Raw genomic sequence first — 22,798 nt, forward strand, 5'->3', positions numbered from 1 at the left:
CGCTTCCAGAGGGAGACCTTCTTCTCGCTCACCGCAACGCCTCGACGGCGGCGCGGAAGGCGTCGCCGCGCTGTTCGAAGTCGCGGAACTGGTCGAACGACGCGCAGGCGGGGGAGAGCAGCACTGTGTCGCCCGGCTGCGCCTGCGCGGCGGCGCGGGCGACGGCGGCGGCGAGCGTACCGGCTTCCTCCACCGGCATCGTGTCGCGCAACAGCGACGCGAACAGCGGCCCGGCATCGCCGATCGTAAAGGCGCGGGCGACATGGCCGAAATGCGGGCGGCAGGCGTCGAGATCGGCGCCCTTGGCCTTGCCGCCGACGATCCAGTGAATGCGATCGAACGCGGCGAGCGCCGGCGCGGTGCTTTCGGGGTTGGTGGCCTTGCTGTCGTTGACAAAGGTGACGCCGTTGCGGGTGGCGATGCGCTCCATACGGTGGGGGAGGCCGGTGAAGCTGGTGAGAGCAGACCGTATCGTCTTGATATCAACCCCGAGGATATCGCACACCTCGATCGCCGCTTGCGCATTAAGCAGGTTGTGCGGGCCCTGCAGCGACGGCCAATTCTGCTGTTCGCCGGCGCGGATCGGTTTAAAATCCAGCACATCTTCTATGAAGCTGGCTACGAGACCGGGTGAAGACGACAGCACCTCATAGTTGGCGGCCGACACAACATCCACAACCGCGTTACGACCGGGCGATTGCATCGCGAACAGCCGCGCCTTGGAGGCCGCGTAGCCCGCGAACCCATCGTAGCGATCGAGGTGATCCGGCGTGATGTTGAGCAGCACCGCGACATCGCAATCGAGGCTGTAGGTCAGGTCGATCTGGTAGCTCGACAGTTCGAGCACGTACACGCCACCTTCCGGCAACGGCTCCTGCGCGAGAATGGGGAGGCCGATGTTGCCACCCATCAGGCTCGGGATGCCGGCGGTCTGCAGGATGTGGTGGATCAACGCGGTCGTGGTGGACTTGCCGTTGGTGCCGGTGATGCCGACGACCTTGTGCGGCGGCAGCGCCGCGCGCGCCTGCGCGAACAGCTCGATATCGCCGATGATGGGGATGCCGGCGGCGCGGGCCTTGGCGGCGACCGGGTGCCGGTTGAGCGGCACGCCCGGCGAGACGACCAGGCCGTCGAAACCGGTGAGATCGATCGATTCCGGATCGGCGAATGAAAGACTCCCTCTCCCCGCTTGCGGGGAGAGGGTGGCCGAGCGCAGCGAGGTCGGGAGAGGGGCAGCCACGAGCGACACCGCTTCGGACTGCCCCTCTCCCCGCACGCGGGGAGAGGGAGAAAGAGCCTCGCGCTTCGCCGCGTCCGAATCCCACGCTACTACCTCCGCACCGCCCGCCAGCAGCGCGCGCACGGTCGCCACGCCGGAGCGCGCGAGCCCCAGGACAGCGAAGCGTTTGCCGCGCCAGTCGGGGCTTGCGATCACCGCAGCTTCAGCGTCGAGAGACCCGCCAGCGCCAGCACCAGCGCGACGATCCAGAAGCGCACGACGACGGTCGATTCGGCCCAGCCGAGCTGTTCGAAATGGTGATGGATCGGCGCCATGCGGAACACGCGCCGGCCGGTGCGTTTGTACCAGAACACCTGGATGATGACCGACAAAGCCTCGACCACGAACAGCCCGCCGATGATGCCGAGCACGATCTCATGGTGCGCCGTGACCGCGATCGCACCCAGCGCGCCGCCGAGCGCGAGGCTGCCGGTGTCGCCCATGAACACCGCCGCCGGGGGCGCGTTGAACCACAGGAACGCCAGCCCTGCCCCGACGATCGCGCCGCAGAAGATCGCCAGATCGCCCGCGCCGAAGACGTGCGGAATGCCTAGATAGGCCGCGAACTTGGCGTTGCCGGCGAGATAGGCGATCAGCATGAACGCCACCGCCGCGATGATGACCGGCATCGTCGCGAGCCCGTCGAGCCCGTCGGTCAGGTTCACCGCGTTGCCGAACGCGACGATCGTGAACGCGGCGAACAGGATGTAGAAATAGCCGAGGTCGATCGACACGCCGGTCACGAACGGCAGGTACAGATGCGTGCCGTTCTGATGGACGATCATCGCGCTCGCCGCGATCGCGATCGCGAATTCGCCGAGCAGCCGCACGCGGCCCGACACCCCCGCCGTGCTCGCCTTGCGGACCTTGTCGTAATCGTCGAGGAACCCGATCGCGCCGAAGCCCAAAGTCACGAAGGTGCAGGCCCAGACGAAGGGGTTGGTCAGGTCCATCCACAGCAGCACCGAGACCACCAGGCTGGTGAGGATCATCAGCCCGCCCATCGTCGGCGTGCCGCGCTTGGCGAAATGCGTCTGCGGGCCGTCACTGCGGATCGGCTGCCCCTTGCCCTGCCGCACGCGCAGCCAGCCGATGAAGCGCGGGCCGATCAGCAGCCCGAGGAACAGCGCCGTCGCCACGGCGCCGCCGGTGCGGAAGCTCAGATAGCGGAACAGATTCCAAGCGCCGTGGAAGTGGAACAGCTCGGCGATGAAATAGAACATTTACCCAATCCCGCTCCGCAAGGCCGCGACCACCGCCGACAACCCCACGCCGTTCGACCCCTTGATGAGAACCGCGTCGCCCGGCGCGAGCAGCGCCCGGAGGCACCGCTGCGCGGCTGCGGCGTCGGGCACATGGACGAAATCGCCCTGCCCCTCAAGCGCGTTCGAAAGCGCGCGCATGGATTCGCCGACCAATATGCCCGTCTCGACGCCCGCCGCACGGATCGGACCGGCGAGCGCGGCGTGATAGGCGTCGCTCTCCACGCCGAGCTCGCGCATCTCGCCGAGCACGACGAGTTTGCGCGGCGCGTCCTGCTGCGCCAGCACCGCCAGCGTAGCGCGCATCGAAGACGGATTGGCGTTGTAGCTTTCGTCGATCACCAGCGCCGCGCCGCCGGCCACGGGCACGGTGAAGCGCGCGCCGCGTCCGGCCAGCCCTTCCAGCTCGGCGAGCGCGAGCCCGGCGCGCGCGAGATCGCCGCCCGCCGCGCGCACCGCCGCCAGCACTGCAAGCGTGTTCGACACCCAATGCGCACCGGGCTGGCTGATCGTGTAATTGAGTTCGGTGTCGCCGAGCCGCGCGCTGACGAAGGTGCCGCCCGAGGCGACCGGCATCGTCTCGATCGCGCGCACATCGGCGCCCGCGCCGAACCCGAAGGTGACGATGTGCGCGGCATAGGGGGTGGCGGCGGCGATCAGCCGGTCGCGGTGCGGACTGTCGAACGGCACGATCGCGGTGCCGCCGGGTTCGAGCCCCTGGAAGATTTCGCCCTTGGCATCGGCGATCGCCTCTTCACCTGAGAAGAAGGCGGTGTGCGCGGGCGCGATCGCCGTCACCAGCGCGATATGCGGGCGGACGATCCGCGTGAGCGCGGCGAGCTCGCCGGCGTGGTTCATGCCCATTTCGAACACGCCGAAGCGGCTTTCGGCGGGCATGCGGGCCAGGCTGAGCGGCACGCCGGTGTGGTTGTTGTAGCTTTTGACCGAGCGGTGCGCTTGGCCCCGCGCGCCGCGATCGAGCGCGGCGAACAGCGCTTCCTTGGTACCGGTCTTGCCGACCGAGCCGGTGACGCCGATGATCCTGGCGTGCGTGCGGGCACGCGATGCGCGGGCCAGCGCTTCGAGCGCCGCGGTCGTATCGGCGACGCGGACGTGCGGGTGCGCGGTTTCGGCGCTAACGATCGCACCGGCGGCGCCTTGCGCGAAACACTGGTCGAGGAAGCGATGCCCGTCGGTCGCTTCGCCCTTCATGGCGATGAACAGATCGCCGGGGCCGACTTCGCGCGAATCGAACGCGACGCCCGAGACGGTGAAGTCGGCCGAGGCGATGCCGCCGGTCGCGGCGGCGATCTCGGCGGAGGTCCAGAGACTCACTTCTCCCCTCCCGCTTGCGGGAGGGGCTGGGGGAGGGCCTGTCCGGGGGATGCATGTTTTGACATGCCCTCCCCTAACCCCTCCCGCGCGCGGGAGGGGGATTTTGTTGCGAACGGGGCTGTCATCACGCCGCCATCTCGCGCGCGACACTCACATCGTCGAACGGCAGGACGAGATCGCCGACGATCTGGCCTTGCTCGTGCCCCTTGCCGGCGATCAGCACGATATCCTGCGGCCCCGCACCCGCGATAGCCGCGCCGATCGCCTCACGGCGCGCGCCGATTTCCATCGCATCGGGCGCGCCGGCCAGCACCATCGCGCGGATCGCGGCGGGGTCTTCGCCGCGCGGATTGTCGTCGGTGACGATGACCTGGTCGGCCTTGGCGGCGGCGATACGGCCCATCTCGATTCGCTTGCCCTGGTCGCGGTCGCCGCCCGCGCCGAACACGACGATCAGTCGCCCACCGACATGCGGGCGCAGCGCCGCGATCGCGGCGTCGAGCGCATCGGGGGTGTGCGCGTAATCGACATAAACCGGCGCACCGCTGCGCGCGATCACCGCGCGTTCGAGCCGTCCACGCACCGGCTGGAGCCGCGCGAGCGCACCGAGCGTCGCGCCGGGGTCGCCGCCGGTGGCGATCACCAGCCCGGCCGAGACCAACGCGTTCGCGGCCTGATAGGCGCCGATCAGCGGCAGCGTGACGCGGTGCGACTTGTCGTCATGCGCAATCGTCAGCGTCTGGCCGAGCAACGTCGGCTCGCGCGACACCAGCCGCAGCGTCTCGCCCTGCGTGCCGACCGACAGGACGGTAATCCCGCGCGCCTTCGCGACGTGCGAAACCTCCGCCGACACGGCATCGTCGGCCCACAGCACCGCGGTCGCGCCGGGTTCCAGCACCTCGCCGAACAGCCGCAGCTTGGCGGCGAGATACGCCTCCATCGTGCCGTGGTAATCGAGATGATCGCGGCTGAGGTTCGTGAACGCCGCCGCCTTCAAGGGCACGCCTTCGGTACGATATTGGTCGAGCCCGTGGCTCGACGCTTCGAAGGCGAGATGCGTCACGCCTTCGCGCGCGAGGCCCGCGACGTTCGACAGGAAGGTGACGATGTCGGGCGTGGTGAGCCCGGTCGAGACGCGCTCGTCGGCGGTGGTCACGCCGAGCGTGCCGATCGACGCGGCGTGGAAGCCCGCCATCCGCCAGAGCTGGCGCACCATCTCGACGGTCGAGGTCTTGCCGTTGGTGCCGGTCACCGCGACCGCCGTCTGCGGAAACGGCGCGAAGAAGCGCGCGGCGAGCGCGGCGAAGCGGCGGCGCGGGTTCGGATCGGCGATATGCACCGCGCCTTCCACCACGGCTTGCGCGCGCGCGACGACAGCAACAGCGCCGCTCGCGACCGCCGCCGCGATATAATCCTCGCCGTTGAAGTGCGTGCCGGGAAACGCGCCGAACACGGTGCCGGGCGCGACCTTGCGGTGGTCGATCGCGAAGCCCGTCACCTGGACGTCGGGCGCGCCGGGGATCAACGCCGCGAGTCTCATTGCTCTTCTTCTCCGGTTGGCGCCTGAGCCCCCGCGACAAGAGTCAGCATCGGGCGAAGGTCGGCGAGGTCGATCTCACGCCGGGCGTCCGGCATCACGCCGAGCATCGCGCCGGTGCGGGCGATGACGCGGCCCACGACCGGCGCCGCGTTCCAGGCCGCGGTCTTCCAGCCGAACGTCTCCTTGGTGCCCAAGGGTGAATCGAGCATTGCGAGCACAACGTAGCGCGGTGCGTCCATCGGGAATGCGGCAACGAAGGTCGCGACGTTGCGATGATGATCGTAGCCGCCGTTGGAGGCGGCCTCGGCGGTGCCGGTCTTGCCGCCGACGCGGTAGCCGGGCGCGTCGCCCTTGCGGCCCGTGCCGTACAGACAGACGAGGCGCAGGAGCTGCCGCATCCGCGCGCTGGTTTCCTCGGACAGCACGCGCCGCCCCGCCACCGCATGGCCCGGCGCGACCTTCAGCAGTGTCGATGGCCGCCAGATGCCGCCGTTCACCAGCGCGGCGTACGCGCTGGCGAGCTGCAGCGGGGTGATGGCGATGCCGTGCCCATATGCCGTCGTCATCGTGGTGGTTCGCGCCCAATAGCGCGGCCAGAGCGGATGCGCTTTCTCGCGCACCTCGATCTGCGGCTTGGAATCGAAGCCGAGCAGGCGGAACATCGCCTGCATCCGCTCCGCGCCGACCTCATCGGCGATCCGCGCGGTGGCGACATTGGACGAATAGATCAGCGTCTCAGGGATGTTGAGCCAGCGCTTCGGATCGCCGCGCTCGTCATGGATGGTGAAGCCGCCGACCTTGAGCGGCGCGGTCGCGTCGAACCGGCGCGCCATCGAGGTGACGGTGCCGCTCTGGATCGCGGTCGCCATCGTGATCGGCTTGAAGGTCGAGCCAAGCTCGTACACGCTCTGCGTGACGTTGTTGCGCAGCGCGTCGCCGGGGGTGCCGCCGATTTTGTTGGGGTTGTACACCGGCAGCGAGGCCATCGCGATCACCTCGCCGGTATGCACGTCGAGCACGATGCCGGTCGCGTTGCGGGCGCTGAACGTCGCCATCGCGCGGCCGAGTTCGCTCTCCATCGCCGCCTGCACGCGCGCGTCGAGCGACAGCGACATGGGCACCCCGCGCTCGGCCGGGCTGCTCAGCCGATCGTCGAAAGCGCGTTCGATGCCGGCGCGGCCGGCGATGTTGGGATCGTCACCGCTCGGCCCGATATAGCCGAGCGCGTGCGCGGCGAGCGTCGATTGCGGGTAGAGCCGCTCGGGCTCCTGCGCAAAGACGATGCCGGGCTCGCCGAGATCGTGAATCGCGTTGACCAGCGCCGGCGTTGCGCGCCGCTCCAGATAGGTGAAATTCACGTTCATGCCGAGCTTGGCGTAATACCAGTCCGCATCATGCCCCGGCATGATCTTGACCAGCGCCTCGGCGAGCGCGCGCTTGTCGCCGAGGATCTCGTGCGGACGAACGCCCACCGTCCAGGCGTCGATCGTGCGGGCGAGCGGCTCGCCATTACGATCGAGGATATCGCTCCGCACAACGGGGTTGACCGCGACGCCGCGCGCGTCCGCCGCCGATCCAAGCAGGCCGAGCAGCGCGATCTTGCCGATCACCACCAGAAATCCCGCGCCGAGGAACAGCATCAGGATCATCAGCCGAACATGCGCGGTCGCGATCAGCGCATGGCGCTGACCGCTCGACCGGCGCTGCGGCAGGGGGCGGGCAAGAAAGGTGCTCATCGCGCCGAGCGCGATTCCGCGCGGGCGGACGAGAGCAGATCGCCGACCGTTGAGTCGCTCAGCAGCTTGCGGTCGAGCATCGCCACCGCCTGCGCCTTGGCGCGTTTCACGGCGGGTTGCTTGACCGCCGCGACCGCTACGACCGGCGCCGGCTTCGCCGGCGCGGCCGCAGGCGCCGCCACCGGTTTCGGCGCGACGGTTTCCGCCTGCGCCGGCGCGGCGGCGGCAAGCGATTCACTCACCGGCGGCGAGGGCACGAACGAGGCGGTCTGGATGCCCGCCGTACCCGGCTGACGGACGTCGATCGCGGCGAGCGCGGCCTCGTCGGCGACGAACTGCCCGGCCCCCGGGGCGACCAGCCGCAGCGTGTCGTTATTCCACTGATCGAGCTGGGCGAGGTTGGCGCGCGTCTCGAACTCGGTCTCCAGCGCACGGATGTCGCGGCGCGCCTGGGCGATGTCGGCAACCGTTCGGTCGAGCTTCTTGCGCTCGGCCGCGACCTGAAGCGGAACGAGCAGAAAGCCGAGCGCCACCGCGACGCCGGCCAGAAACCAGCCAAGGGTCTTCCACGCAAGCCCAAGCATTACAACGCTCCCTCATTCACCCAAGCCGCAGCCGCCGTCCGCTGCGCGACCCGTAACGTCGCCGAACGCGCGCGCGGATTGCGCGCGAGCTCGGCCTCACCCGCGCGCACCGCGCGCGCGACATTTTCGAAACTCGGCGCCGCCTTGGCCGCGACTTGCGGCAAGTGGCGCGATCCGCCGGGCAGACCGCCGCTGCGTTCGCGGAAGAACCGCTTCACCAACCGGTCCTCGAGGCTGTGAAAGGTCACCACCGCGAGCGTGCCGCCGGGGCGGAGCGCGCGCTCCGCCGCCGCGAGGCCATCGGCGAGTTCGCCGAGTTCGCGGTTGATGTGAATCCGAACGGCCTGGAAGGTCCGTGTCGATGGATCCTTCTTGTCGTGCGGCTTGTACCCCAACGCCTTTCTGACCACGTTCGCGAGATCGGTGGTGCGCGTGAGCGGGCGCGCCGCGACGATCGCGCGCGCGACACGCCGCGCGCGCGGTTCCTCGCCATATTCGTACAACACGTCGGCGATGACCGCCTCGTCGGCGGTGTTGAGGAAATCGGCGGCGCTCTCGCCTTCCTGGCTCATCCGCATGTCGAGCGGGCCGTCCTGCTGGAAACTGAAGCCGCGTTCGGGCTGGTCGAGCATCATCGAGCTGACGCCGATATCCATGACGATGCCATCGACCGGGAGCGCGCCGCGCGCCGCGAGTTCGGCCTCGAGCGCGGAGAAGGTCGCCGCGATCAGCGTCAGCGCGCCGTCCGACGCGGCGACCAGCGCCTGGCCGGCGGCGATCGCATCGGGATCGCGATCGAAGGCGAACACCCGCCCGCCCGCGGCGAGCATGGCGCGCGTGTAGCCGCCGGCACCGAAGGTCGCATCGACCTGCACCGAACCCGGACGGATCGCGAGCGCTTCGAGTACCTCGTCCAGCAGCACGGGAATGTGCGGAGCATCGCTCACAGCGCGATCCCCTTCTCGGCGCATTGAAATTCGACCGCTTCCTTGAGGAACGGGTCGATCCCGTCGGTCTCGATCATCACGCGCGGCGACCAGATGGTGATCCACTTGAAGGTGCCGTGAAAGAACGCGACATCCTCGATCCGCGCATAGCGGCGCTCGAACGCGGGCATGATGAAGCGGCCGCTGCCATCGAACGGCAAAGTTTCGGCGGCGCCGGCGCGGGCGAGGATGTTGTAGTCCGACGCGCCGGTCGCCGCGACATGCGCCTCGTCGCGCGCCTCACACTCACGCTTCAGCGTTTCGATGAAACCGGGATCGTACGCGATCAGGCAGCGATAGGTCGGGTGCGGCGCGATGATGACAGTGCCGCCATCCTTGCCGTCGTCACGTGGGGCGTTCTTGGCGAGGGTGGTGCGGAGTGCGCTGGGAATAGCGACGCGACCCTTGTCATCGACAAGGCCAAGCCCCTTTCCCTGATACTCCTGCCGGTCCCCCACTTGCCACGCTCCACAAAGCGACAGGCACGCCGGCCCCGGCCCGAAAAGCGGCTGTTTTCAACCGCTCCGGTGAGGATCGCGCAGGCGAGATAAAGCTACCCCTGTCGAAGACGGAGGTATCATAGGGCTGTTCGGGGATTCAAGGGGAAATCCGGGGATTTGGCGGGATAGAAGCTATCCGCTTCGAGATTCCTGCAAATTCTTCGGCACCTTTCCGTTATGTTCCTGTGATGTTCGCGCGCGCAGCCATAGGCACCCGGATATTCCCGGCGCCGAGGCTGATCGTGGTGTGATTTCCCGGCTTCTCCCCGGGACAGGCAGACGGTGCGCGGTCACTGCCCGCGCGCTGCATCCGACGCGTTATCGGCGCTCGATGAACTCGGCGCGACACCGAGTTCGGCGAGCGGCTCGTTGGTGGCCTTGTCGCTGGGCGTGGCGGCCTGGTCCGACGCGCGCTGCGCCACATGCGTCCGCGCGTTCGCGGCGAGCAGCACGGGCCGCTCCTTGGTCGCGGTCGCGAAGACGGCGGCAGCGAGGCCGATTAGCAGCAATACCGCCGCGAGGCCGATCATGCCGACCTTGGCGCGGTGGCTCGCATGGCCCGGATCTGGTACGATCATTTTCATACTGTGGCAGAAATGTAACGCAAAAATATCCTGTTGTCGATGCCCTGCCTCAGTTCGTCGCAAGCCAAGGAAAAACCGGCAGGCGTTTGGCCTCCAGCCAGTCCTTATTGTAGAGCGATGACAGATACCTGAACCCGGTGTCGCACAGCATCGTCACCACCCGGCTGCCCGGCCCGAGCTGCCGCGCCAGCCGCACCGCGCCGGCGACGTTAATGCCCGAGGACAGGCCGAGGCATAGCCCTTCCTCGGACAAAAGCCGGCTGACCCATTCGAGCCCCTCTTCGTCCGAGATGCGGAACTGCGTGTCGATCGGCGCGCCTTCGAGGTTGCCGGTGATCCGCCCCTGCCCGATCCCCTCGGCGACCGACGACCCTTCCGAGCGCAGTTCGCCGTGCGCATAATATTCGTAGAGCGCGGCGCCGTGCGGATCGCTGAGCGCGATGCAGACGCGCTCATCCTTGGCTTTCAGCCCCATGCCCACGCCGGCGATCGTCCCGCCCGTTCCGGCCGCACAGGTGAAGCCGTCGATCCGCCCCTCCATCTGCGCCCATATTTCCTCGGCGGTGCCGGTGATGTGCGCCCGGCGGTTGGCGATATTGTCGAACTGGTTGGCCCAGACCGCGTTGGGCGTCTCCTCGGCGATCCGCCGCGAGGTGTGGACGAAATGGCCGGGGTTCGAATAGGGCGCGGCCGGCACCAGCACGAGCTCGGCGCCGAGCGCGCGCAGCGTGTCCATCTTTTCGCGGCTCTGCGTCTCGGGCATGACGATGATCGTCTTGTAGCCCTTGGCGTTGGCGACCAGCGCGAGACCGATGCCGGTGTTGCCCGCCGTGCCCTCGACGAAGGTGCCGCCGGGCTCGATCACGCCGCGCGCTTCGGCATCCTCGACGATGCCGAGCGCGGCACGATCCTTCACCGAGGCGCCGGGATTGGCGAACTCGCACTTGCCGTAGATCTCCGCTCCCGCAGCCTCGCTCGGACCTTTCAACAGGACGAGCGGCGTGTTGCCGATCAGGGCGAGCGTGTCGGGAGCGGTGTGCATGGCTCTCAAATAGCGACGACCGCGACGCCCGCAATCCATGCTTGCCTCGCTGGCACCAATATCTGCTTGTGGTATGAGAACCGTCAACAGAGGTATAGCATGCACGCGCGGTTCAACATCGAGGACGCCGAAGCCGTCAGGCTGGCGCGCGGCGCCATCGTAACCGCAGCGATTCGCGCGGCCCCACAGCGTCAGGCGTGCGAGCGGGACGCGATGATCCAGGGCGACGATTTCGCGCATAGCGATCCCGTCGCGGCGACCTGACCTGACGTTCAAACATTCCTTTCCGCCGGTCGTGGATGCGCACGTGCGCGTGCTGGTGCTGGGCAGCCTGCCGGGTGAGCAATCGCTGGCGGCACGGCGCTATTATGCCCATCCGCAGAACCAGTTCTGGCGGCTGATGTCGGGGGTGGTGGACGAGGATCTGGTCGCGCTCGACTATGAGGCGCGGCTGGCCCGCCTGCTCGCCAGCCGGGTCGGGCTGTGGGACGTGGTGGCGAGCGCACGACGAACCGGCAGCACCGATGCCGCCATGCGCGACATCAGCGCCAACGATCTCGCCGCCCTTGTCGCCACCCTGCCCGCACTGCGCGCGATCGGCTTCAACGGCGGCGCGTCCTACAAACACGGGCTGCGCCAGCTCGGGCCGGCGGCGGCGCGCTATGCGATTCACGCCCTCCCCTCCAGCAGCGGGATGCACACGATCGGACTCGGGGCGAAGCTGCCGGTGTGGCGCGAACTAACGGCCTATCTGACACCGTGATTCGCCGAAAATGCCGCGCCGCCGCATTCTGAACGAACGCCGTTCGGGCCGACGTCCTGCGACCGCACGAGACTTTTATCGGACAAATTCCATTGGTTACATGGTAGCTTTACAAAAACATTTTGTTGCGCATGCAAGAGAGTTGACGCGATGTTTCGCATAGGCGAAGCAACCGCACCATGAAGAAACTGCTCCTCCCCGCCGCCGCCCTCGCGCTGGTTTCGCTTGCCGCCTGCGAGAACAAACCCACCGAAGTCACCTCGACCTCGCCCGATCCCAACGCCGCCGAACTCGCCAAGCGCAAGCCGGTCGAGCTGCCGCCGATGATGACGTCGGAAGTGACGTTTCGCTGCAAGGACCAGAGCGTCGTGATCGTCGACTTCTTCCAGGGCGAGAAGCAGGTGCTCATCAAGCCGGAGAAGGAAGGCAGCATCACGAAGCTGACCGCCGAAAAGGCCGGCGACCCCTACAAGCTCGAAGGCTATGAGCTGAAGGGCGACAAGAGCGGCATCACGCTGACCCAGCCGGGCAAGCCCGCCCAGGCCTGCAAGGCGTAAAAACCCGCCGGTGGCGCGGTGCCGACGCCTAGCGTTCGGCACCGCCACGATATAGCGTCCCGCGCCAGGGAGGTTCTTTCGTGTCGACCATCGCAATCTACAGTCTCAAGGGGGGCGTCGGCAAAACCACGCTCACCGTCAATCTCGCCTGGTGCGCGGCGATGCTTTCGGCCCGGCGCACCTTGCTGTGGGATCTCGACGCGCAGGCGGCGAGTACCTTCATGCTCGCGACCGGCACGGCGCGCGAGGCCGCGCAATCGGTGTTCCTCAAGGATGCCGATGCCGGCGATCTGATCCGAAAGACCGCTGTTCCCCGCCTCGACATCATCGGCGCCGACGCATCGTTGCGCGGGCTGGACGTGCTTTTCCACGAACTCGACCGCAAGAAGCGGCTCCAGAAACTGCTGGGCGGCTTGCGCAAACAGTATGACCGCATCCTGCTCGATTGCCCGCCCGGCCTGACCGAGACGAGCGACCAGGTGATGCGCGCCGCCGACCTGATCGTGGTGCCGGTGATCCCCTCGCCGCTGTCCGAACGCGCCTTCGCCGAAGTCGTCAGGCATCTCGGCGCCAAGGCCAACGTGCTGCCGGTGCATTCGATGGTCGATCGTCGGCGCAAACTTCACGCCGCCGCACTCGAAGCGCACCCGGACTGGCCGGTGATCCCAATGGCGAGCGTGATCGAATCGATGACGACCCGGCGTGAGCCGGTCGGCGCGTTCGCGGGGAAATCGGCGAGCGGGCGGGCGTTCGCGCAACTCTGGCAGGCGATCGAGCGCCGTCTGGCCGGATGAGGGCGCCGCGGAGCGACATGTCGACCGGCACACCGCAGCTTGATCCGCAACTCGTGCTCGGCGCCTATTCGGTCGGCGTGTTTCCGATGGCCGATTCGCGCGACGCCGACAGCGTCTATTGGGTCGAGCCGCGCCAGCGCGCGATCCTGCCGCTCGACGGCTTCCACCTCTCGCATTCGCTGCGGAAGACGGTCGCAAGCGACCGCTACCGCGTCACCGCCGACCTCGCCTTCCCGCAGATGATCGCCTTGTGCGCGCAGAGCGTCGCCAACCGGCCCGACACCTGGATCAACGGACAGATCGAGCGCGTGTTCTGCGAGCTGCACGCGATGGGTTTCGCGCACTCGATCGAGGTGTGGGACGGGCCGACGCTGGTCGGCGGCCTCTACGGCCTCGCGCTCGGCCGCGCGTTCTTCGGCGAGAGCATGGTCAGCCGCGCGCGCGATGCCTCCAAAGTGGCGATCGCATGGCTGGTGGCGCGGCTGCGCCTCGGCGGCTTCACGTTGCTCGACTGCCAGTTCATGACCGAACACCTCGCCTCGCTCGGCGCGATCGAGGTGCCGCGCGCGCGTTACCTCGCGTTGCTGTCGTCCGCGTTGGACGGCTCGGTCGGCGCGGGGGGCGGAGCGCTGTCGCCTTCGGCCGGCGCCGATTTCTTCGCGCTCGACCGTGCCTCGCCCGAGTCATTGCCGATCGCGACCGTATCGGGGCCACCGGCCGGGAAGGTCATCGCGCAGCTCTTGGGCCAGACGTCGTAGATCGGGTTGAGGACGACGTTGAGCGACGGGCGTTCCTTGTAGAGCCAGCCCGAAAAGACGCGGTGCCACTTCGCGTCGTACTGCTTCACGTCGAGCTGCACGAACGCGCCGGTATAATGATCCGGCTCCCACGGCGCGGTCTGCTCACACGCGCGCAGGTGGATCACCGCATCGCCGACGCGCGCCGCCTGGCCGGGCTTGAGCGTGACCTCGCGGGTCGCGCCGTTGCGCTTGTTGAGCACGCCGAGCACGGCGACGCGCTGCGCCATCGGCGTCGCGCCGGCGGACGGATCGCTGTCGCGATCGACATCGACCGTGACGATATCGGACGGACCGCTTTGCTCATCGAGCGCGGTGCGTGGGGCGGTCTTCCCGGTGGTGGCCGTCTCCGAAGGCTGGTCCTTATCGCAGCCGCCGCAGGCGAGCAGCGCGACGAGCGCCACCCCGCCCAGCAGCCGCACGGTCACGCGTCCGGCGTCCAGGCTTCGTAATCGCCGGTCGCCGCCGCGCGATGGCCACCCTTTTCGAGCGCGCCGGGCGGACGATAGGCGAGCGCGGTGCCGGTCATGTTGGCGACGGCCGACTTCTGCCACGCGCGCGGCGCGGGCAGAGCACGTTCGGGAACGTCATCGACCTGATGGTGGAGCCAACTGAACCATTCGGGCGCGATGCGGCTCGCGTCGTTCGAGCCGTTGTAGATCACCCAGCGGCGCGGATTGCCCGCGGTATCCTTGCCGCCCTCGTAATAAACGTTGCCTAGCGCATCCTCGCCGACCCGCGCCTTGCCGCGCAGTCCGATGATGGTGCCGAGGGTGGCGCCGGTCCACCACGTAAACGGATTGAGGTTCAGTCCCATATGCGCCGCTTAGCCTGTGGCGCGGCCGCCTTCAACCGCGATTCAGCGCTTGGTGACGCCGTCCGGCCCACCATTCCAGCGCACCGTGTCGCCCGCGCTGATATCGAGATCGAGCGATCGGCCGCCGCGAAGCTCCAGCACCGCCGCGACCGGCTCGCCCGAGGGGATCGGCGCCTGCGAAAACGGCGGCGACTGTTCGGCGATGCGCGCGATCGTGCCGTCCGCCCGGATGAAGACGATGTCGAGCGGACTTGGCGTGTTCTTCATCCAGAAGGTGGCGGTGCGCGGCGCGGCGCCGTCGGGCGGATACGGATAGAAGAGCATTCCGCCGTCCGCCGGAATGTCGGTGCGGAACATCAGCCCCTGTTCCTGCGCCGCTGCGGTCTTGGCCTGTTCGACCGTGAAGACGTGGCGTCCGCCCGCGCCCGAGATGGTGACCTTCACCTTGGCCGGCGCGGCGCCATCGGCCGCGGGATCACCGCGCGCGCAGCTCGCCAACGGCAAGCCCGCCGCCACCAGCAAGCCGGCGATCATGCGGGGCCATGACGTCACGCGCGGGCTATTCGGCCGCCTGGACCAGCACCGCGAGCGGCCCCTTGGCGCCATCGACGATGCGCGCGCTGAGCGCCTGTTCGGGTTCGACCTCGGCCAGCCCGGCTCGGCGCAGCGTCTCCATATGGACGAACACGTCGGCGCTGTCGCTCGCCCGTACGAGGAAACCATAGCCCTTCAGCCGGTTGAACCATTTCACCGTCACCGGCTCGAACGGACCCGCCGAAGCGACCAGGGCGATCGGATCGACCCGGTCGCCGCTCGCCCGCACGCGCGCCGGCGGCTCGACCGCGTTGGTGAGGTCGATCGTCAGGATTTCGGTGGCTTGCAGCCCCCGGTCACGCGGCGCCGCCAGACACTCGATCCGCGCACCTTCCGGCAGGCTGCGTCGGCCGTGCAGCCGCAGCACCGAAAAGTGGATCAGGATATCGCCAGCGGCGGGATCATCCGCGACCATGAAGCCGAAGCCGCGCGTCACGTCGAACCATTTCACCACGCCGGAATAGGGCCGCCCCTGCGGGTCTCCCGTACCTCGGTCCGCATCCGACCAGCCGCTTTCGTCAGCGGCAGAAACAATTTCGTTACGCATGACTAACAATCCCCCGGAGAATGAGAATAGCATGCGAATTCAGGTTAAAAAAGATCAGTCCGCTGCCTCTAGACCTTCTCCGGGCGCCATTTTTGCGATTTTTCGCGCAATATCGATGTCGTGGCCGGCGCGAATCATCGCCGCGATCTGCTTTTCGCGCACCGCCCGGTCGGCGGGCTCGGCCGCGAACGGACCGATCCGGCGCCGCCGGGCGAAGGCGAACGCCGCCGCTGTCGCCCCGGCCGCAACCTTCGGCGCGATCGCGTCGGCATCCTCTCCGTCGATCCCCGCCGCGCGCAGCGCCCCCGCGACGCGGCGACGCCCGAGGCCACGGCGCAACATCGCCGCCGCCCGCGCCTCGCCGAACGCTCGATCGTCGATATAGCCAAGCCCGGCGAGATGCTCGGCCAGCCCCGCCGGATCGGCCGGATCGCCCACCCACCCGCGCTCGCGGATCTTGCGCGTCAGATAGGCGGAGAGGCGCCCTCGCGTGGTCGCGAAGCGCTCGACATAGCGCAACGCGAGCCGTTCCAGCCCGGCGGCATCGAGCGGCGGCGCGCCGCGGCGACGCTCCTCGGGGGTGGCACGAGACATTGCGCCATCATTGTGCCACAGTCGAACCCGATTTTGAACGCTTGGCGTAAGCAGGGGTGCTCGCTTAAATCCCGGCGGAGATGGATTAAATCCGCAACCAAGGGCGCAGACGATAATGACGACGACACTTGCGGGATCAGGCGACGCGCTGGAAAACCCGGCGCCGGCCGCCACCCCGACCGAAGATGCGCTGACGCGGCGCTTCGCCGATTTCGACACGCTGGGCGATGCACTCGACTATGCGGCGAGCGGCGTGCGCGGGCTGAACTTCCACGATGCGCGCGGCAATCTGGTGCTTCCTTATACTTTCGCCGAACTGCGCGCCGACGCGCTGGCGACCGCGCGGCGGCTGATCGCGGCAGGGGTGTCGCCACAGGACCGGATCGCGCTGGTCGCGGAAACCGGGCCTGAATTCGCCGCCTTGTTCTTCGGCGTGGTCTATGCCGGCGCGTGGCCGGTGCCGCTGCCGCTGCCGACCTCGTTCGGCGGACGCGAATCCTATATCGAGCAGCTCCGTGTCCAGCTTGCGAGCTGCGACCCCAAGATGCTGGTCTATCCGCCCGAACTCGCGCAGATGGCGGGCGAAGCCGCCCGGCTCGTGGATGTGGACGGCGTCGACTGGAGCGAGTTCGCCGCGCGTCCCGCCCCCGACGCGCCGCTGCCGCCGGCCGCGTCCGACGACATCGCCTATCTGCAATATTCGAGCGGCTCGACGCGCTTCCCGCACGGCGTCGCCATCACCCACCGCGCGCTGCTCAACAACCTTGCCGCGCATGCGCACGGCATGCAGCTCGAAATGCAGGACCGCTGCATTTCGTGGCTGCCCTGGTACCACGACATGGGGCTGGTCGGCTGCTTCCTGTCGCCGATCGCCAATCAGGTCTCGTGCGATTATCTCAAGACCGAGGATTTCGCACGGCGGCCGCTCGCCTGGCTCGACATGATCTCGCGCAATCCCGGCACCTCGATCAGCTATTCGCCGACGTTCGGCTATGACATCTGCGCGCGGCGCATCTCCAGCCAGACCCGCGCCGGCGAGCGATTCGATCTGTCGCGCTGGCGGCTGGCGGGCAACGGCGCCGACATGATCCGCCCTGACGTGATGCAGGGCTTCGTCGACGCCTTCACCGACGCCGGCTTCAAGGCGAGCGCGTTCCTGCCGAGCTACGGCCTCGCCGAAGCCACGCTCGCGGTGTCGATCATGCCGCCGGGCGAGGGCATCCGCGTCGAACTCGTCGAGGAGACTCAGCTCTCCGGCGTCGCCGCCGGACAGGACCGGCCGCAGCGCTACCGCGCGATCGTCAATTGCGGCAAGCCGGTGCGCGACATGAAGGTCGAGATCCGCGAGGAAGACGGTACCCCCCTGCCCGAACGCGCGATCGGCAAGGTGTGGTGTTCCGGCCCGTCGGTGATGGTCGGCTATTTCCGCGACGCCGAGGCGACCGACGCCTGCCTGATCGACGGCTGGCTCGACACCGGCGACATGGGCTATCTGTCGGACGGCTACATCTACATCGTCGGCCGCGCTAAGGACATGATCATCGTCAACGGTCGCAACCACTGGCCGCAGGATATCGAATGGGCGGTCGAGCAACTGCCCGGCTTCAAGGCCGGCGACATCGCCGCCTTCGCGATCACGACGCCCGGCGGCGAGGAGACCCCCGCCGTGCTCGTCCAGTGCCGCAGTTCGGACGATGCCGAGCGCGTGCGCCTGCGCGACGAGATTCGCGAGCGCGTCCGCTCGGTCACCGGCATGAACTGCGTGATCGAGCTGATCCCGCCGCGCACGCTGCCGCGCACCTCCTCGGGCAAGCTCAGCCGCGCCAAGGCGCGCAACCTGTATCTCAACGGCGAGATCAAGCCTTACGATATCGCCGCTTGAAGTACCGTGGAGGCGGCGCTAAAGACCGCCTCCGCACAGGGGTGTAGCTCAGTTGGTTAGAGCGTCGGTCTCCAAAACCGAAGGCCCTCGGTTCGAGTCCGAGCTCCCCTGCCACTTCCTTATCGCCACGCTTGATTTTCCGGATCGCCGGCGGTAACGTTTTTCCATTCCGAAATCGGGAACATTCGTCGTCGGCCCCTTGGCGGGACCGGGCGGCGGACCCATGTCCCCGGTTCCGGCGCCAACCAAAGCGAGTACAGACAGTGGCGAAGACGACCCCGATCGAATTCTACCGGCAGGTGCGCGCGGAAACCGCCAAGGTGGTTTGGCCGACCCGGCGCGAAACGATCATGACCGGCGTGATGGTGATGATCATGACGACGCTGCTGGCGGTGTTCTTCTTCGGGGTGGACACGATCTTCGAACTGATCGTCAAATATCTGCTCACCCTCGCGAACTGATTACGGGACGACACATGGCACGCTGGTACATCATTCACGCCTATTCGGGTTTCGAGGGCAAGGTTCGCGATTCGATCATGGCCGAGGCGACCCGCATGGGCCTCGACCAGCTCGTCGAGCAGATCGAAGTGCCGACCGAGACCGTTACCGAGGCGCGGCGTGGCAAGAAGATCGCGGTCGAGCGCAAGTTCATGCCCGGCTATGTGCTCGCCAAGCTCAACATGAACGATGACGTGTACCACCTCGTCAAGAACACCCCCAAGGTGACCGGCTTCCTCGGCTCGATGGGCAAACCCCAGCCGATCAGCGAGGCCGAGGCCGCGCGCATGCTCAATTCGAAGGAAGAAGCCGCCGCCGCGCCCAAGGCGAAGGTCAAGGTCGATTTCGAGATCGGCGATTCGGTCAAGGTGCTCGACGGCCCGTTCGCGAGCTTCAACGGTCTGGTCGAGGAACTCGATTTCGACCGCAGCCGCGTCAAGGTGTCGGTGTCGATCTTCGGCCGCGCCACGCCGGTGGAACTGGAGTTCGATCAGGTCGAGCGCAGCAAGTAAGGCGAAGCCTTACGCGCGACCGCACGCGAGCAGCGAAGCTGCTCGCGAGACGGCGCTCGACCGGCCGGCGGGTCGGCGCAGCCGAACCCGTCCGACGACGCGGCTTTGCCGCGGCGGGGTTTTATGCCCTGCTGGCCGGAGTGCGGGACAGGCCCCTAAGCGTGGCGTATTCGTACAGGCGAACGACGCTTATCGCCTGATCCCCCCAAACGGCGCCGACAGTTTGCTGAAATCGACTGTTTCTTTGAGCGCTGGGAAGGATGGCAATCCCACTTCCCCCCCAGCCGCCCCGGCGCACACTCCTCCCCCTCACGCGGCGCAATATTGCTCCAGAAACTCGTGATGGGTCGGCATGCGCGCCACGGTGCCCGCGATGCCATCGCGCACGTCGGCAAAGGCACGGCGCAGATGCTCTACGCTCAGCATATGCCCCATGCGGTGATAGCCGGTCGGCTCCAGCCGCTGGCCGAGCATCACCTGGAGCCAGCTATCGGCCTGGAACAGATCGTCGGCCGTCTGCGGGGTCATGGCGGACTCGCGGAACAGGGCAATGCGCTGCGCGAGCGTGTCGGGGATCGCCATCGTGCGGCACCGTTCCCAGAAGGGATCATCGCCGCGTTGGTTCAAGTGATAATGCAGGATGATGAAATCGCGGACGCGTTCGAGTTCGGCTTGGGCGAGATCGTTGTAATGTTTGACCAGCGACGGCTTGATCCCGCCGAACGGGAAGCTCTGGATCAACCGCGTCACGCCGATCATGATGAGGTGGATGCTGGTCGATTCGAGCGGCTCGACGAAGCCGCTGGCGAGGCCGAGCGCGACGCAATTATGGTCCCACACGCGCTTGCGGCGCCCGGTGACGAAGCGGATCAGGCGCGGCTCGGTGATCGGCTCGCCCTGGATTTGCGCGCGCAGCGTCGTCTCCGCCGCGTCGTCAGAAAGATACTCGCTGCAATAGACCAGCCCGTTGCCGACACGATGCTGCAAGGGAATCTGCCATTGCCAGCCCGCATCATGCGCGATCGCGCGGGTATAGGGCACCGCCGGCGCGACCGACGTGGTCTGCACCGCGAGCGCGCGGTTGGTGGGCAGCCAGTGGCTCCAATCCTCATAGCCGGCCTTGAGCGTCTGCTCGATCAGCATGCCGCGAAAGCCGGTGCAATCGACGAACAGATCGCCCGCCACCTCGCGGCCGTCGGCGAGATAGAGCGCTTCGATATCGCCGGTATCGGCGTTGCGCCGCACCCCGCCGATACGGCCTTCGAGGCGGGTGACGCCCCGCGCCTCGCTGAAGCGGCGCAGGAAGCCCGCGTAGAGCGAGGCGTCGAAATGATAGGCGTAGTTGATCCTACCCGTGTCCGAGGTCGCGAACTTGCCGGCTTCGGCGGCGGCGAGTTCGAGGCAATAGGCGCCGAGATCGTCGGCGATGCCGGCCTCGCGGCCGCGCAGCCACATATGCTGGAAGTCGCCCATCCAGATCGACTGGCCGACCCGGCCGAAGCCGTGAACATAGCGGTCGCCGCGCCGTGCCCAATTCTCGAAGGCGATGCCGAGTTTGAACGTCGCCTGCGTCGCGCGCATGAAGTCGCGCTCGTCGAGCTCGAGAAAACGATGAAAGGTGCGGATCGTCGGGATCGTCGCCTCGCCGACGCCGACCGTGCCGATCTCGTCGGATTCGACCAGCACAATATCGAGCAGCGCGCCGAGATGCTTGGAGAGCGCCGCCGCCGCGACCCAGCCGGCGGTGCCCCCGCCGGCGATCACGACGCGCCGGATCGTCTGTGCGTGGTTCATCGCTTTCCCTCGTTCACCGGTTGAGCCGTTGGAGCAGTTGCGCGCGCAACCGGCGCGCGCCGAGCGCGTCCAGCGGCGCGAGCGGCCCGCGTGCCGCTTCGGGCAGATGCGCGCCCGCGCGGTCGGCGGGGCCGAACACGTAATAATCGAACAGCGCGCGCCACGCCTGCTTCTCGCTGTCCGGTCGGTCGCGCAGGCTGAGCAAGCCGTGGAGCAATGTGTTCATCGGGGAGTCGAGGAACGGCGCCGCCGCGTTCCACCAATAGTTGATGAGGATGTTGAAGGCGTCGAGCGCCTCGACATTGTGCCACCACAGGGCCGGATAGACGAGCACGTCGCCGGGCTCCAGATCGAACACCTGCGCCACGCGCAACGCCTCGGCGAAGCGTGGATAGCGTGCGAGATCGGGCGCGCGTAGATCGACCATGCTGACCGCCTGCCCGCCCGGCGTCGGTTCGAGGGGACCGGGATACAGGTTGTCGATCTGTTCGGGCGGGAACAATGTGAACCGCCGCCGCCCGGCGATGCAGCAGGCGGCGTTGTTGGACATGTCGTAATGCGTCGCGGCGGTGGTGCGATTTCCGATCCAGATGCTCGCGCGCGGGGTCGCCCCGGCGAACGCGTCCTGGGGAAGATCGTTCTCGTCGCGCAGCCCCGGAAGATAAGTGTCGAGATCGGTCGAGCCGACATAGAGCGCATCGTCGTCCGCGTCGCTCAGCAGCCGATCGAGCCAGGCGTCGAGCTTCACCCGCGTCGCGGTGAAGTTCATCGCGGTCATGCCGTCATCGTAGAAAAATCGGCCACCGATCCGCGCTGGCCCGGCATAGCCGACCACCGGCGCACCCTGGTAGAAACGCTTGAGATAGTCCGCGGCGGCCTGCGCGCCGGTGCGGCCGGCGCGCACCAGCGGCCAATCGCAAACGAGGCCGCGCAGCACCACCGGCTGCTGGCGCGCGACCAGCGCCGCGGCGTCGAAATCGCGCACGGCGTCCGAGAGATCGGCGACCGTCACGCGGCGACCGGGGTGACGGGCACCGCTTCACCCGCCTCGGCGCGACGACGCCGGTTCTTGAGGTCGATCAGCCGGCCGACGTTCCCGAGCGAGGATGCGACGAGAAAGGCCTGGCGCAGAAAGCCGCTCCGGTTGAGCGCGGATAGCGCGGCGCCGTCGAGCCGCGCGAGTTGCTCGGTCGCGATCGTGAAACAGTCGGGTATCGTGTAGCGCGTCGACTCGTCGAGCGCGATGTCGAGCGCGATCGGCGCGATCAGGCCGGCTTGCGCGAACGCGGCGAACATGGTGCCCCGCTGGCGCTCGCCATCGTGGATGACCTGCAGCACCCGCACGATATGGTCGAGATACGGCGCCCGCCCGCCATGCGGCAAGAACACCGCCTGCCCGTCCGCCGCGCCTATGCGCGGGGATTCGAGATCGACATAGATCATCGGTTCCGGCTGCTGGTCGCGCTGTCCCATGCCGATCAGGAACGGCCCGCGCTGGCGCAGCGCCGGCACATGCCGCGCCTGCCAGCCGGACTCGTCGAGGAACAGATTCTCGTCGCGATCGAACCCGAGCAGTGCCACCGCCTGGAAGGCGCCGTCCGCATCCTTGCGGAACAGGATCGGATACTCGCGCTGGAGATCGTCGAATTCGTTCGGAAAGATCGCGCATTCGTTGACCGCGTCGCCGAACCGCGCCGCATACCCGATCGCGACACGCAGATCGGCATGCGCGATGGTGTCGAGAAGAACCGGTCCCGTCATGGAATACTCATATGCCTTTGCCGAGGCACCCGGCAATG

General features: G+C 67.7%; 25 protein-coding genes, 1 tRNA gene and 1 pseudogene. 9 read left to right on the forward strand and 18 right to left on the reverse strand.

From position 1 onward, the window contains the following. Positions 1 to 28: 28 nt before the first annotated feature. The 10 genes from murD to BLS81_RS06750 all read right to left on the reverse strand — a co-directional run bounded on the left by murD (position 29) and on the right by BLS81_RS06750 (position 10,848). The gene (murD, locus tag BLS81_RS06705; RefSeq protein ID WP_093222447.1) at positions 29 to 1,435 is read right to left on the reverse strand and encodes a UDP-N-acetylmuramoyl-L-alanine--D-glutamate ligase; all 1,407 of its coding nucleotides are present in this window, start codon (positions 1,433 to 1,435) and stop codon (positions 29 to 31) included. Next, positions 1,432 to 2,502, reverse strand: a complete 1,071-nt coding sequence (mraY, locus tag BLS81_RS06710; protein ID WP_093222449.1) for a phospho-N-acetylmuramoyl-pentapeptide-transferase — start codon at positions 2,500 to 2,502, stop codon at positions 1,432 to 1,434. The genes murD and mraY overlap by 4 nt, the downstream gene beginning before the upstream one ends. Next, positions 2,503 to 3,876: a UDP-N-acetylmuramoyl-tripeptide--D-alanyl-D-alanine ligase gene (gene murF / locus BLS81_RS06715; protein WP_093222452.1), complete on the reverse strand. Its 1,374-nt coding sequence runs from the start codon at positions 3,874 to 3,876 to the stop codon at positions 2,503 to 2,505. It abuts the gene before it with no gap. A 124-nt stretch (positions 3,877 to 4,000) separates the two neighbouring features. Then, entirely contained in the window at positions 4,001 to 5,416 is a 1,416-nt protein-coding gene (locus BLS81_RS06720) for a UDP-N-acetylmuramoyl-L-alanyl-D-glutamate--2,6-diaminopimelate ligase (protein WP_093222455.1), read from the reverse strand. Continuing rightward, positions 5,413 to 7,152: a peptidoglycan D,D-transpeptidase FtsI family protein gene (locus tag BLS81_RS06725; protein ID WP_093222458.1), complete on the reverse strand. Its 1,740-nt coding sequence runs from the start codon at positions 7,150 to 7,152 to the stop codon at positions 5,413 to 5,415. The genes BLS81_RS06720 and BLS81_RS06725 overlap by 4 nt, the downstream gene beginning before the upstream one ends. Further along, positions 7,149 to 7,736 carry a hypothetical protein gene (locus tag BLS81_RS06730; RefSeq protein WP_093222461.1) on the reverse strand — a complete coding sequence of 196 codons (588 nt, stop codon included), beginning with the start codon at positions 7,734 to 7,736 and terminating at the stop codon, positions 7,149 to 7,151. Before BLS81_RS06730 ends, BLS81_RS06725 begins: the two co-directional genes overlap by 4 nt. Beyond that, positions 7,736 to 8,707 (reverse strand): 16S rRNA (cytosine(1402)-N(4))-methyltransferase RsmH, encoded by a 972-nt coding sequence (gene rsmH, locus BLS81_RS06735; protein WP_176787062.1) that lies wholly within the window; start codon positions 8,705 to 8,707, stop codon positions 7,736 to 7,738. Before rsmH ends, BLS81_RS06730 begins: the two co-directional genes overlap by 1 nt. Continuing rightward, complete coding sequence (locus BLS81_RS06740; protein ID WP_093222466.1) at positions 8,680 to 9,180, reverse strand: division/cell wall cluster transcriptional repressor MraZ; 501 nt, start codon at positions 9,178 to 9,180, stop codon at positions 8,680 to 8,682. The genes rsmH and BLS81_RS06740 overlap by 28 nt, the downstream gene beginning before the upstream one ends. A gap of 332 nt (positions 9,181 to 9,512) precedes the next feature. Beyond that, positions 9,513 to 9,806 (reverse strand): hypothetical protein, encoded by a 294-nt coding sequence (locus BLS81_RS06745; protein ID WP_093222469.1) that lies wholly within the window; start codon positions 9,804 to 9,806, stop codon positions 9,513 to 9,515. Between the two features lie 49 nt (positions 9,807 to 9,855). Then, positions 9,856 to 10,848 (reverse strand): cysteine synthase A, encoded by a 993-nt coding sequence (locus tag BLS81_RS06750; protein ID WP_093222471.1) that lies wholly within the window; start codon positions 10,846 to 10,848, stop codon positions 9,856 to 9,858. A 99-nt stretch (positions 10,849 to 10,947) separates the two neighbouring features. Here BLS81_RS06750 and BLS81_RS20705 point away from each other — a divergent pair, with 99 nt between their 5' ends. The 5 genes from BLS81_RS20705 (at position 10,948) to aat (ending at position 13,720) form a co-directional block, all read left to right on the forward strand. Then, entirely contained in the window at positions 10,948 to 11,112 is a 165-nt protein-coding gene (locus BLS81_RS20705; protein WP_176787063.1) for a hypothetical protein, read from the forward strand. Between the two features lies 1 nt (position 11,113). Continuing rightward, positions 11,114 to 11,611: a DNA-deoxyinosine glycosylase gene (locus BLS81_RS06755; protein ID WP_093222474.1), complete on the forward strand. Its 498-nt coding sequence runs from the start codon at positions 11,114 to 11,116 to the stop codon at positions 11,609 to 11,611. 179 nt (positions 11,612 to 11,790) lie between these two features. Beyond that, entirely contained in the window at positions 11,791 to 12,168 is a 378-nt protein-coding gene (locus BLS81_RS06760; RefSeq protein WP_093222476.1) for a hypothetical protein, read from the forward strand. An 80-nt stretch (positions 12,169 to 12,248) separates the two neighbouring features. Continuing rightward, the gene (locus BLS81_RS06765; RefSeq protein ID WP_093222479.1) at positions 12,249 to 12,962 is read left to right on the forward strand and encodes a ParA family protein; all 714 of its coding nucleotides are present in this window, start codon (positions 12,249 to 12,251) and stop codon (positions 12,960 to 12,962) included. 17 nt (positions 12,963 to 12,979) lie between these two features. Beyond that, entirely contained in the window at positions 12,980 to 13,720 is a 741-nt protein-coding gene (gene aat, locus BLS81_RS06770; RefSeq protein WP_093222955.1) for a leucyl/phenylalanyl-tRNA--protein transferase, read from the forward strand. 35 nt (positions 13,721 to 13,755) lie between these two features. On the opposite strand, the pseudogene BLS81_RS21270 reads toward aat, so the two are convergent. The 5 genes and pseudogenes from BLS81_RS21270 to BLS81_RS06795 all read right to left on the reverse strand — a co-directional run. Further along, a pseudogene (locus BLS81_RS21270) lies at positions 13,756 to 13,989 on the reverse strand (DUF2155 domain-containing protein); the annotation flags it as partial. Between the two features lie 194 nt (positions 13,990 to 14,183). Continuing rightward, entirely contained in the window at positions 14,184 to 14,576 is a 393-nt protein-coding gene (locus BLS81_RS06780; protein ID WP_093222481.1) for an NADH:ubiquinone oxidoreductase subunit NDUFA12, read from the reverse strand. 42 nt (positions 14,577 to 14,618) lie between these two features. Continuing rightward, entirely contained in the window at positions 14,619 to 15,128 is a 510-nt protein-coding gene (locus BLS81_RS06785) for a DUF192 domain-containing protein (RefSeq protein WP_256326107.1), read from the reverse strand. A 7-nt stretch (positions 15,129 to 15,135) separates the two neighbouring features. After that, on the reverse strand, positions 15,136 to 15,717 hold the full coding sequence (locus BLS81_RS06790) for a cold-shock protein (protein ID WP_093222486.1): 582 nt from the start codon (positions 15,715 to 15,717) through the stop codon (positions 15,136 to 15,138). A gap of 54 nt (positions 15,718 to 15,771) precedes the next feature. Then, entirely contained in the window at positions 15,772 to 16,311 is a 540-nt protein-coding gene (locus tag BLS81_RS06795) for a RecX family transcriptional regulator (RefSeq protein WP_093222489.1), read from the reverse strand. A gap of 115 nt (positions 16,312 to 16,426) precedes the next feature. Between BLS81_RS06795 and BLS81_RS06800 the strand changes: the two genes are divergently transcribed. From BLS81_RS06800 to nusG, 4 genes are all read left to right on the forward strand, one after another. Next, on the forward strand, positions 16,427 to 18,193 hold the full coding sequence (locus BLS81_RS06800) for a fatty acyl-AMP ligase (RefSeq protein ID WP_093222493.1): 1,767 nt from the start codon (positions 16,427 to 16,429) through the stop codon (positions 18,191 to 18,193). Positions 18,194 to 18,230: 37 nt separating this feature from the next. After that, positions 18,231 to 18,307, forward strand: a tRNA-Trp gene (locus tag BLS81_RS06805). Between the two features lie 149 nt (positions 18,308 to 18,456). Next, positions 18,457 to 18,654 (forward strand): preprotein translocase subunit SecE, encoded by a 198-nt coding sequence (secE, locus tag BLS81_RS06810; RefSeq protein WP_069205091.1) that lies wholly within the window; start codon positions 18,457 to 18,459, stop codon positions 18,652 to 18,654. A gap of 14 nt (positions 18,655 to 18,668) precedes the next feature. Continuing rightward, entirely contained in the window at positions 18,669 to 19,205 is a 537-nt protein-coding gene (gene nusG, locus BLS81_RS06815) for a transcription termination/antitermination protein NusG (RefSeq protein ID WP_093222495.1), read from the forward strand. 309 nt (positions 19,206 to 19,514) lie between these two features. Here nusG and BLS81_RS06820 read toward each other — a convergent pair whose 3' ends face one another. Genes BLS81_RS06820 through BLS81_RS06830 form a run of 3 tightly spaced genes read right to left on the reverse strand, consistent with a single transcriptional unit; the run spans position 19,515 to position 22,760 of the window. Then, complete coding sequence (locus tag BLS81_RS06820; protein WP_093222497.1) at positions 19,515 to 20,999, reverse strand: tryptophan halogenase family protein; 1,485 nt, start codon at positions 20,997 to 20,999, stop codon at positions 19,515 to 19,517. Positions 21,000 to 21,012: 13 nt separating this feature from the next. Then, on the reverse strand, positions 21,013 to 22,011 hold the full coding sequence (locus tag BLS81_RS06825) for a cupin-like domain-containing protein (protein ID WP_093222499.1): 999 nt from the start codon (positions 22,009 to 22,011) through the stop codon (positions 21,013 to 21,015). Further along, entirely contained in the window at positions 22,008 to 22,760 is a 753-nt protein-coding gene (locus BLS81_RS06830; RefSeq protein ID WP_093222502.1) for a SapC family protein, read from the reverse strand. The genes BLS81_RS06825 and BLS81_RS06830 overlap by 4 nt, the downstream gene beginning before the upstream one ends. Positions 22,761 to 22,798: the final 38 nt, after the last annotated feature.

Origin of the sequence: Sphingomonas sp. NFR15, from assembly GCF_900103265.1 — a bacterium.
GTDB lineage: Bacteria > Pseudomonadota > Alphaproteobacteria > Sphingomonadales > Sphingomonadaceae > Sphingomonas > Sphingomonas pollutisoli.